This is a genomic window from Pseudoalteromonas aliena SW19 (genome assembly GCF_014905615.1).
GTDB classification, from domain to species: Bacteria; Pseudomonadota; Gammaproteobacteria; order Enterobacterales; family Alteromonadaceae; genus Pseudoalteromonas; species Pseudoalteromonas aliena.
Genome location: NZ_AQGU01000029.1, coordinates 268,534 through 280,265 on the forward strand (window position 1 = coordinate 268,534; position 11,732 = coordinate 280,265).

Sequence of the window (11,732 nt, forward strand, 5' to 3'; positions counted from 1 at the left end):
AAGCAATAATGTATAAAGTTAAGCTCTATTTGATGAGTTTTAGTTTACTATTTTTAGTACTCGGTTGCAGTACTGTTAATCAATTGGTTCCGCCTTCAACGGATTTAATTATTAATGTATCCAAGAACGTAAACCCGGATACATCGGATAGACCGTCTCCGGTAGTTATGAAAATTTTTGAACTTAGTTCACGTACTATCTTTGATACGCAGGATTTCTTTAGTCTTTATGATACACCTGAGAAATTACTTGGACCTGACCTAATTAAAAAAGATGAACTTGAATTACAGCCAAACTCAGTGCAAAAATATAAAATGAGTTTAAACAAAAATACTCGTTATGTAGGCGTTGTGGTTGCGTATAGAAATATAGACCAAGCTAGATGGCGATCTGTTATTGAGGTCGATCCAACTGGTTATGACGACATAGATGTTAATGTGGAAGCAATTGCTACATACATGAGAGAGCAATAAAAAGGATTTGTAAATGAGTGACAATACTCGGGTTGCGTGGACTGAAGGGATGTTTTTAAGACCACAGCACTTTCAGCAATCAGATAAACATATTGCGAATGTAATAAAGCAAGTGTGTAGCGGGAATTTGGCCGATCCGTGGGGAATACTTGAAGTAGCAATAGATACTGAATTATTGAATTCAGGTCAATTTGCTATTGAAGCATTATCTGCGATCACTCCAGATCTACTGCCGCTGGATATGCCTCAATCAACCCCATTACCAGAACCTTTGGTAGTAGGCAAAGATGCCTATGATGAGATAGTGTATCTTGCTATACCTGCGTTTAAAAATAGCGGGATTAATATCTCAGCGCCTGAAGAAAATATAGTCACTCGTTACAAATTGCATGATTTGTCTGTAAGTGATGACTTAATTGGCTCTCAATCTCAAGAAATAATCCAAGTTGCGAAAACATTCAGTAAGTTGGTGTTATCCTCAGATGATCACTCTGGTTATATTTTACTTCCTTTAGCAAAAATCTTAGATGTAAGTAGTGAAGGTAGAATAAAGTTAGACACTAAATATATTCCAGCCTCATTGCAGGTTGGGCAGTGTAAACCTCTTGTTGGATTAGTACGTGAAATAGGTTCAATGATTAAGCAACGCGCAGAAAGTATTGCCGTTAGACTATGCCAAGGTTATGCCGGAAGTACGTCTGTCGCTGACTTTATTATGCTACAAACGCTGAATAAGTATGATGCGGTATTTGAAAACCTATTAACAGTCAATAACCTCCACCCAAATGTATTTTATACGCGGCTTATTGAGCTCGCAGGAGAATTGTCTACGTTCAGTACGGTCAACAAAAGAGTGCCTAAGCTTCCCAAATACGACCACAAGAATTTAGGACAAGTATTTAGCGAAGTCGTTAATTTCTTATATCAGTCATTAAGTCATGTAATAGAGCAAACAGCGACTGAAATTAAGCTGGAGCAAAGTAAATTTGGTATTTCATTTGGTGCTTTAAAAGACAAATCGGTGCTTAATTCAGCTCAATTTGTTCTTGCGATTAAAGCAAGTGTGCCACATGAAGAATTACGTAAAATACTCCCGTCACAAATAAAAATTGGCAGTGTTGAAACAATTCGTGATCTTGTAAATAATCAAATTCCAGGAATAACAATTAGTAGTTTACCTACCGCACCTAGGCAAATTCCGTATCATGCAGGCTTTCATTACTTTGAGCTAAATAAGCATGGCGAGCACTGGGAAAAACTTCGCTCAAGTGGTGGAATAGCTATTCATTTATCAGGGAATTACCCAGAACTTCAATTAAGCCTTTGGGCTATTAGAACTTAACTTTTAAAGGAAGAGTTTCAATGGACGAAACCATTATAAAACCTCGCCCTGGTAGATTGGGGCGAAATGCACCAAGTATCAATACTGATAGCAATGACGCTGATAAGACCGTAATGTCGGTAGAGCCACCATCAGCTAGACAAGCAAGCAATGTTAAAGTATCTATATTTAAAAACCCTCTTTTAGAAGCTGCCACAGATTGTTTTTCATTAGTTATCTCAATTAGTCAGTCAAAGGAGATGACTAATTTAGCAGCACTTAAGCATCGCTGTGTTGAAGCACTAAAGCGCTTTGAAGTTGAAGTTCGAAGCCAAAATCTACCTAAAAATGTGATTAATAATTCTCGCTACTGCTTGTGTGCAATCTTAGATGAATCGGTATTAAATTCAAAGTGGAGTTCAATGGAATGGGCCGATGAAAGCTTATTGTCAACATTCCATAAAGAAACGTTTGGTGGCGAATATTTTTACACTCTTCTTGATGATGCATTGGGTCAACCCGAAAAAAACAAACAGTTTTTAGAGCTACAATACCACTGCCTAAATTTAGGTTTTAAAGGGAAATATAGACTAGATACAGGCGGAGATAATAAAGTCGAAGAGTATCGCTCTCAACTTTATCATCTTTTAAATCAATTAGATGGCCCAGTTAGTAATAAATTATCCCCCAATTGGAAAAGCAGAGTCGCTGCAGGTGTTGAACTAAGAAATCAAGTCCCACTTTGGGTCGTTTTCTCTGTGTTAGGTTTAGTGCTGCTCACTGTTTATTTATTTATTAACATGAGGCTCAATGATGCCGTTTTTTCCGTTAATGAAAAGCTTGCCGTCATTCATCCTCTGGCAAATGACGTATCTATTGATAAAAAAGACCAACAATTACTCGTTTTAGAACAGTTATTACAAACTGAAATAACAATGGGCATTGTCGAAATTAAAAAAAGTAATGATCGTATTCGAATCTCGATTAATAGTGAAAGTCTTTTTAATCAAGGAGATTCAAAATTGCTGCCTTCTTTTCAGCCTATTCTTGAGAAACTCGCGCTTAGTTTAGAAGGGACAAAAGGGCGTATATTAATTACGGGTCATACTGATGACACGCCTATTAATACCGATAGATACCCCTCTAATTGGCATCTTTCTTTAGCCAGGGCAACACAAGTCGCTAATTCAATGGCTAAAAGTACAAACCTTAGTGGACGTTTATGGCCAGAAGGTAAAGGTGCTGCAGAGCCAATAGCCAGCAATTCAGATTCAGCTTCTCGGTCATTAAACCGACGAATTGAAATCGATTTATTATTTTAATGGGGCTGACATGAGTTTCTCGCAAAAAATTAAAAAAATGACATACGCGCTTACATCACGCACTGGGATATTAATTATAGGTTTTCTTGCTCTATCATTATTGATCTGGTTTGGCGGTCCATTAATTGCTGTTGCTGATTACGTTCCATTAGAAAGCATAGCCTCAAGATTGTTAACAATATTGCTAGTGCTACTCGTTTTTTCTGTATCAAAAATTTATCGTCTTATGCAACAAAGCAAAAGAGACGAGAAAATGGCTGATGAGCTTATTGACAGTGATGATTCAAATAGCAGTGAAGTTAACGAAGAGATCACAACGTTAAAAACAAGAATGAACGAAGCGATTGATCTGCTTAAAGATGTTAAGTTATTTAAAGGCAAAAATATTTATCAGCTGCCTTGGTACATAATGATAGGCCCGCCTGGTGCGGGTAAAACAACAGTAATACACAACTCAGGATTAGATTATCCGCTTAAGGATAAGTTGGGAGTTGATTTAGTGCACGGCATAGGTGGCACTAGAAATTGTGATTGGTGGTTTACTAATAAAGCAGTACTGATAGATACAGCTGGCAGGTATACAACGCAAAACAGTCATGCAAAGCATGACTCACGAGCATGGGAAGGCTTTTTAGGTTTACTTCGAAAGTACCGCCCACTTAGGCCTATCAACGGTGTCATGATCAGCATGGGTATTTCTGAGCTAATGAGCCAGACCAAGACCGAAAGAAATCTGCATGCTCGCGCAATAAAACAAAGATTACAAGAGCTTCAAAATCAACTTGGAATGACTTTCCCTGTCTATGTTATTTTTTCGAAAGTAGATTTAATTGATGGGTTTAGAGAATTTTTTGGTGAATTAAGTGAAGAAGAATGTGAACAAGTTTGGGGTGTTACCTTTGAACTTGACCTTGCAAAAGACACCCAAGTTGAAGCTTTTAATAAAGAATTCCATTCGTTGATTTCTAAACTAACGGAAATGCTAAATCGTCGATTGATCAATGAGCGAAATGAAGTAATAAGAGCTAAAATATTTGAATTTCCAAGGCAGCTTAGGGTATTACAAGGTGTTGCTGATGGATTTTTAAAGGAAATATTTACACCTAACGCATATGAAGAATTGCCGATGTTTAGGGGCGTTTACCTAACAAGTGCGACCCAAGAAGGTACACCTTCGAGCTTTTTAAGTGATAGCAATTTAGGAAAATCTGAGCATATAAATCAGTCAAAAAGTTTTTTTATAAAAAATGTTTTAGAAAGTGTTATTTTTCCTGAGCAGAACTTAGCCAGCACTAATAAACACCATGATAAGCAAAATAAATGGTTACGCATTGTGAGCATTACCTTTGCCTGCTTAGCACTATTTGGCTTTTCAATTTCTTGGTACTTTAGTTTTGCGTGGAACAGTAATTTAATTTCTGCAACAGAAGAAGCCATTGTTACCTATCAAGAACTTGATTCGGCTTCTTTTGATCGTAATAACCTACTTGTTCTCAATGATAGACTCAATGCTTTGAGAAATTTACCCGCAAGTGGGCCGCTTGTAAGCGAGTTACAAGAGTCGTCATCGTTTGGCTTTAATAAGTTAAGCGAAATAAAAGAGTCGTCGGTTAACGCTTATGATCGCTCTTTGCAAACGTATCTAGAACCTTTTGTAGGCAATACATTAATTAAAGAAATGGAAGCTCACCCGGAGCATCTGAGCTATTTATATGAAACATTAAAATGCTATTTAATGCTATTTCAGCCTGAGTACTTCGAAAGCGAAGATATTACGGCGTGGTTTAATGCTTATTTAGAAAGAAACTTACCTGGTGATAAAAATATGCAAACCAGGGATGAGTTAATGGGCCATATTTCTGCATTACTAAACAAAGGCATCACTCAAAGTGACATCGATAATCAAGCTGTGCGTACAGCTCGTAATGAGCTAACTAAGCTACCGATAGCAGAGAGAGCATATCAACGGCTTCAAGCTGATTTTCTTAACAGCAGTATTCCGCCGTTTAGACTCACTGACATTATTAGTTTTGAAAGCGCTCAAAAGTTTACTTTTCGTAACAATGGGGAACTCACCAGAAGTATACCTGGTTTGTACACGTTTAACGGCTTTCACGGTATTTTCAACGTTGAAAAAAGTAAAATGCTCGGTAATTTAATGGCAAGTAGCTGGGTTTATGGTGAAGAAGCATCGGGCACTTATGACATATCTAAAGACGAAATTGAGAAAAAATTAGAGCAACGTTACTTTCAAGATTATATTTATTATTGGCAGTCATTTTTGGATGATTTGAGTCTTAATCAGTATAGTTCGCCTGCTGAAGGGGTTAATGTTACTGATGTACTCGCTGGATCTGAAGCCCCAATCAAGAACATCATCGCAGCGGTCCAAAAAAATGTTCAATTAACTAAATTACCTGTATCAGAAAACCAGAAGGTCGCAGGTAAAGTTGCCGGTAATGCAGCTAAAATTGCACTGCAAACTAAGGCGAATCGGATCAAGCGGTTTTTACCTGATGAGGCCCCCACGTTTGATATTAAATTACCGGGACATCAAGTTGAAGAGGCTTTTGAAGAGGTGATAGGGATTGACTCGCAACAATTAGATAATATTCAAAAAAACCTCAGAGAGCTTAATGTCTATTTAACCAAGCTTGACCGAGGCGATCAGCTAAAAGATTCAATAAAAGATCAAATTAGCGGTAAAAGTAAGCCTAGCTTTATACGTCAATTAGAATTTCAGAGTCGTGATTTACCGTACCCATTTAATAGCTGGTTGTTAGACATAAGCCGAGATACAAGCAATATCACTAAAAATAGTGCAAACAGACACTTAAATGAAATTTGGAAGAGTAAAGTGTTAAGAGAATACAACGCTGCAATTGTTGGCAGGTATCCTTTTGCACCGCAAGCTGATAAAGAAGTGAACATGAAAGACTTTACTCGCTTTTTTGGCCCAAATGGTACAATTGACTCTTTCTTTAATAGTTACGTTGCACCGAGTGTTGATATAAGTTCAAGTCCATGGAAGTTCGAAAAAGATATTGGTATTGGTAATGAGGCACTAAAAATGTTTGAACACGCTTACCAAATTCAAACCGCATTTTTCGACCGTGGTAGTGATACACCAAGGATTGAATTTGGGTTACGCCCACTTGAACTTGACCGTACCGTATCTAGCTTAATGATAGAAATTGATGGCCAGTCTATGACGTATCGTCATGGCCCGTTAAAAGTAACTAACTTTATTTGGCCTGGCGCTTCAGGACAAAGTAAAACAAGAGTTGTATTTACTCCTCCAAGTGGTGGACGTTCTATTAACACGACTTATCAAGGTGAGTGGTCACTTTATAGAATGCTTGATGAACTTAGCGAAAAAAGAAGTGAAACACGTAAAGATCTAAAGCTGCATTTCTCATTAATGGGAAATAATGCAAAAGTAGAGCTCTTGCCTAAGTCAATTAGACACCCATTTTGGAATTCAAGTGTAGAGAAGTTTTCATGTCCGACGCGATTATAAATATTGGTTACTTAGGCAAAGTGCCTTGTTTAGGTGACTTTGTTCAAGATAATGTCTCTAAAGACTTCTCAAAGCATTGGGAGCAATGGCTGCAAGCAGCCATTGCTGTTAGCAAAGAGCAACTTGGGGATGTATGGGAAGATAGTTATTTAACAGGTCCTGTTTGGCATTTTGCTTTGAGCCCAAATATAGTGGGTGATAAAGGCGTTATGGGGACATTGCTCCCAAGTATGGATGCAGTTGGCAGACATTATCCTTTTACGGTTTTGAGTACTACAGACAATAACCCTATTGATATCTTAAATTCAGGCGTTTTTTCACTTGAATATGAAGATGTAGTTTTAAAAGTTTTAGACGGTTCGGTCGATCTTTTTTCATGGCGAAAAGAGGTCTCTAAAACGATTAAAATCGCAGCTTGTGAAAACAAGCAAGTGACTTACTCCCACTCTGTTGATAAAAATAAAGATGGTGAAGCTTTTGAATTTTCAGGAACAGAACTGAGCAGTGATGTTTTGAAAGATGCGATGCATGCATTATTGTATAAAAAGCATGGTGAATACAGTGTTTGGTGGACACATGGCTCTTGTAATATAAAGCCCATGGTACTGATAACTTCAGCATTACCTCCTATAAATCAAGTTGCGGCAATGTTAGATGGAAGATGGAAGCATTGGGAATGGAATTACACACAGGTAAAAAATAGTGATTAGCAATTTTAATACAAGTTACGCAATTACTCACCGAGGTGTTGTAAGACAGCTCAATGAAGATTCCCATGTAGAGATAAACAGCCATAACTTATGGGTTGTGGCTGATGGAATGGGGGGACATGAGGCCGGCGAGGTTGCAAGTCAGTTAGTTGTTGACGTAATTAGAGCAAAAGTACAAGAGCGCGACTTAAAAGACTTAACTGTTTCTCACATTGTAAGTGCGATAGAAGAGGCAAATAAACAACTAAACGATTACAGCTCTCAGTATCTCGAAAACAAAACAGCGGGTAGTACCGTTACAGCATTATTTGTCAAAGATGGAAAGTATTATATTTTGTGGGTAGGCGATAGCAGAGCTTACTTGCTGCGCAATGGAGTACTTACGCAAGTATCAAGAGATCATAGCCAAGTTAATGATTTAATTGATGAAGGGATTATTTCTGTAGAGGAAGCTAAAGATCACCCTCTATCGAATGTAATAACGCGAGCTGTGGGTGTAATGGAAAACGTAAACGTTGATGTTATTCAAAATGACATTAAAACGGGCGATCTTTTCTTACTTTGTTCTGATGGACTAACAGGCGAGTTGTCTGATGATGAAATATGTTTATCATTAGAGCCAAGCAGTATTATTGACTCAGGAATGGCCTTAATGCACTCCTCTTTAGTGCGAGGTGCTCGAGATAATGTAACGTGTATTATTGTTAAATATGATGAGACTAAAAGTAATCAGCATAGTGAAACCTTTAATATTCAAGATGAAGCGACAATCCCTTTATTTACTAAATAACCTGAACTCTGGATAATAAATCTATCTCGAGCAGCTATTTTCAGCGCTAACTGCGTTGAATTTACTTGCAATAGGCCCGCTATTGACGCGTAAATTCGCCTTGTTTTCACTGAAAATTTTTGGCTAGAGAAAATAAATTTAAATATCACTATGATTCAATACGTTAGTAAATCTTTTAACCAGAGTTCAGGTTAAATAATCAGATTTGAGGTTAAATAGTTTGTTTACTGGCATAAAGTTTTTTAAAATAGGCGCTATAAATGGAACTGAACATGGTTTGACTGAATCATTTTCACACCAGCAAAAATAGTAAATTAGTACGTGATTGTTTTTGTATTCGCAATAGTCCGCACATAAATGCTAGTATGGCTAGGCTTGTAATTTCTTATAAAGAATGTAATATAAAATCCGCCTCGCTTTATTGGGGTTTTATGGATAATTATTAGGACGACGGAATGTTTTTATTAGACGAATATATCTCCCCTATTTCAGATACTGAGTTTGCAGGCATTGATCCTCGCTCAGATGTTTCTCCTACGTCCACATATTATGCCTTAAAAGATTTAAGAAACCAGTTAAGAGCAGCTGAAAGAAATGCTTTAGTTGATGAGCAAGGTATTGCATCTTTATCTCGTGACTGGTTACCTTTGCTTGAGCAATGCAGTAAAGCAATTAAAACTGAAAGTAAAGACATTGAATATATAGCATGGTTCATAGAGGCGATGTGCCGTATTTACGGGTTTAAAGGTTTAGCATTTGGTTTTAATGTTGCACATAATTTAATTGACAGTCACTTTGAATCACTTTATCCAACATTGGATGACGATGATGAAATTTCGGATAAAGTATCGGCGTTAGCTGGCTTAAATGGAGCCGCTGGTGAAGGGACTTTGATTATTCCTATCAAGAGCATCTACCTTACAGATAGCGTAAGTATCGACTCTTTTTCTTTTTGGGAATATCAACAAGGTTATGACGTATCGCGCTTAAGTGACGACAAACGAGAAAAAAAGATTACTCAGGGCTCAGTTGACTTTGAATTAATTGAAAAGAGTGCAGCAGAGACAAGTACAGAATTCTTTGTTTCACTTAAACAAGATATAGAAAAAGCGATTGAGCAGTTTTCAATACTCAGTGACGTAATGGATAAAGCAACGGGGCAACCCCAACCAACGTCGAGTATTAAGCAAGCACTTGAAGTCAGCCTTGCGGCTGTGAAACATGTTGCAGCCGATAAGCTTGAAGCGGCTGAGAAAGCGCTTGCTGAAAATAATAAAGAAGAAGAAATTGAATTGAAAGATGATGACGTTGAATCGACAGCAACAGTGGTCGAAAAAGCGAATAATCACGAGATAAATTCAAGAGAGAATGCGATAAAAAAATTGAAAGAGATCGCTCTGTTTTTTAGAAATACAGAGCCTCACTCACCAATGTCGTACACCATAGAACAAGTAATTCGATGGAGCGAATTATCGCTGCCTGAATTATTAAATGAACTAATTACAGATAGCGATGCTAGGACTGGGTACTTTAAGTTGTCTGGCATTAAAATCAGCGAAACTGAAACATAGGTAAAAGGAGTTCTCAATGAGTATCCATGATAAATTAAAACGAGTTCGTAAACCGAGAGTACACATCACTTATGATGTAGAAACGGAAGGCGCAGAGGTAAAGAAAGAATTACCATTTGTTGTTGGTGTAATGGGCGATTTCTCTGGTGATAATACCGATGCTTTAAAACCTCTTAAAGACAGACGATTTATACAAATAGATCGTGACAGTTTTAATGATGTTTTAAAACGTATGAGTCCGTCACTGAGCTGGAAAGTTGCAAATACATTAACGGATGATGGTTCTGAATTTCAAGTCGACCTTAATTTTAAATCAATAGAAGACTTTGAGCCTGCTGCCGTTGTAAATCAAGTAGAACCATTACGTAAGTTAATGGAAACGAGAAACAAACTACGTGATTTAATGACTAAAATTGATCGTTCAGAAGAACTAGAGAATGTATTAGAAGAAGTACTAAGTAATACAGCAAGTTTAGATTCTATCGCGAAGGAATTGAAATTAGAGGAGACTGAAAAATGAGTACTGAACAATTAAGTACAGAACTAGAGTCTACTTCTGAGGCAAGTTCTTCACTTTTAGAACAAGCTATCGGCGCAACTAAACAAACAGATGCAAGCCGCGCTGAAGAGTTACTTAAAACACTGACAGAAGAGGCATTAAAAGGCACTGTTCAGTGGAATAAAAACATGACAGTGACGTTTAATGAAGCTATTCAGTTAATCGATCAAAAAATATCGAAACAGCTTAGCGTTGTTATGCACAGTGAAGAGTTTCAAAAGCTTGAAGGTTCATGGCGTGGTTTACACCACCTTGTAATGAATTCAGAAACGAGTGGTACGCTTAAAATTCGTGTTCTGAATATGAAGAAGAAAGAGCTTCATAAAGATTTAAGTAAAGCGGTTGAATTTGATCAAAGTCAGACCTTTAAGAAAATATACGAGTCTGAATTTGGCACGCCTGGTGGCGAACCGTATGGCACTATTGTAGGTGACTTTGAATTTACTAATCACCCAGAAGATGTTGAAACGCTTAGTTTAATGTCTAATGTTGCCGCAGCTGGTTTCTGCCCATTTATTGCTGCATCATCACCTTCTTTATTTGGTTTTGATAACTGGGAAGAGCTAACAAAGCCTCGTGATTTAGAAAAAGTTTTTGAATCGCTAGAATATACAAAATGGCGTTCATTTAGAGATAGCGATGATTCACGTTTTGTATCATTAACTATGCCTCGCTTCTTATCTCGTCTGCCGTATGGTGCGGCGTCAAAACCTGTAGAAGAGTTTAACTACGAAGAGTTTGAAGTTGAGCCTAAAGCGGGTCGTTCAGTGAGTACTGAAAATAAAGACTACTGCTGGAGTAATGCAGCCTATGCGATGGCGACTAATATGACAAAAGCCTTTGCTCAATACGGCTTTTGTACTGCTATTCGTGGTGCTGAAGGCGGTGGTAAAGTTGAAGGTCTTCCTACGCATATATTCACAAGTGATGATGGTGATCCGGATCTAAAATGTCCTACTGAAATCGGTATTACAGATCGTCGTGAAGCAGAGCTAAGTAAATTAGGTTTCCTACCACTTTGTCATTATAAAAACACAGATTACGCTGTTTTCTTTGGCGGACAAAGCTGTCAAAAACCAAAGATATATTCGACACCAGATGCAACTGCAAATGCTGCTATTTCTGCTCGTCTTCCTTATTTAATGGCAACATCTCGTTTTGCTCATTATCTTAAAGTTATGGCGCGCGATAAAATCGGTAGCTTTATGGAGGCTGAGGATGTTGAGTCTTGGTTAAACCGTTGGATCCTGTCATACGTTAATGCGACAGAGGGTGGTGGTCAAGATATTAGAGCACGTTACCCATTAGCTGATGCAAAAGTATCTGTTAAAGAGATCCCAGGCCAACCAGGCGCTTACAATGCGGTTGCTTGGTTAAAGCCTTGGCTACAAATGGAAGAACTGACTTCTTCTTTACGTCTTGTAGCTAAAATTCCAGAGATTGGTTAATAAACTAATCTCAAGCGT

Annotated in this window: 9 protein-coding genes; all 9 read left to right on the plus strand. The window is 37.7% G+C overall.

Annotated features, from left to right (window positions below):
- Positions 1-8: 8 nt before the first annotated feature.
- The 9 genes from tssJ to tssC all read left to right on the plus strand — a co-directional run bounded on the left by tssJ (position 9) and on the right by tssC (position 11,714).
- On the plus strand, positions 9-473 hold the full coding sequence (gene tssJ / locus PALI_RS17585) for a type VI secretion system lipoprotein TssJ (RefSeq protein ID WP_077535543.1): 465 nt from the start codon (positions 9-11) through the stop codon (positions 471-473).
- Positions 474-486: 13 nt separating this feature from the next.
- Positions 487-1,815: a type VI secretion system baseplate subunit TssK gene (gene tssK / locus PALI_RS17590; RefSeq protein ID WP_193156886.1), complete on the plus strand. Its 1,329-nt coding sequence runs from the start codon at positions 487-489 to the stop codon at positions 1,813-1,815.
- A 20-nt stretch (positions 1,816-1,835) separates the two neighbouring features.
- Complete coding sequence (tssL, locus tag PALI_RS17595; RefSeq protein ID WP_138584787.1) at positions 1,836-3,116, plus strand: type VI secretion system protein TssL, long form; 1,281 nt, start codon at positions 1,836-1,838, stop codon at positions 3,114-3,116.
- Between the two features lie 10 nt (positions 3,117-3,126).
- Positions 3,127-6,636: a type VI secretion system membrane subunit TssM gene (gene tssM, locus PALI_RS17600; RefSeq protein WP_193156887.1), complete on the plus strand. Its 3,510-nt coding sequence runs from the start codon at positions 3,127-3,129 to the stop codon at positions 6,634-6,636.
- Complete coding sequence (gene tagF, locus PALI_RS17605; RefSeq protein ID WP_193156888.1) at positions 6,618-7,346, plus strand: type VI secretion system-associated protein TagF; 729 nt, start codon at positions 6,618-6,620, stop codon at positions 7,344-7,346. Before tssM ends, tagF begins: the two co-directional genes overlap by 19 nt.
- Positions 7,339-8,136: a PP2C family protein-serine/threonine phosphatase gene (locus tag PALI_RS17610; RefSeq protein ID WP_138584789.1), complete on the plus strand. Its 798-nt coding sequence runs from the start codon at positions 7,339-7,341 to the stop codon at positions 8,134-8,136. Before tagF ends, PALI_RS17610 begins: the two co-directional genes overlap by 8 nt.
- 455 nt (positions 8,137-8,591) lie before the next feature.
- Positions 8,592-9,707 (plus strand): type VI secretion system protein TssA, encoded by a 1,116-nt coding sequence (gene tssA, locus PALI_RS17615; RefSeq protein ID WP_193156889.1) that lies wholly within the window; start codon positions 8,592-8,594, stop codon positions 9,705-9,707.
- Between the two features lie 16 nt (positions 9,708-9,723).
- A complete protein-coding gene (gene tssB / locus PALI_RS17620) occupies positions 9,724-10,227 on the plus strand; it encodes a type VI secretion system contractile sheath small subunit (protein ID WP_077535550.1) in 504 nt (167 codons plus the stop codon).
- Positions 10,224-11,714 (plus strand): type VI secretion system contractile sheath large subunit, encoded by a 1,491-nt coding sequence (gene tssC, locus PALI_RS17625; RefSeq protein ID WP_138585659.1) that lies wholly within the window; start codon positions 10,224-10,226, stop codon positions 11,712-11,714. The genes tssB and tssC overlap by 4 nt, the downstream gene beginning before the upstream one ends.
- The last annotated feature ends 18 nt before the right edge of the window (positions 11,715-11,732 follow it).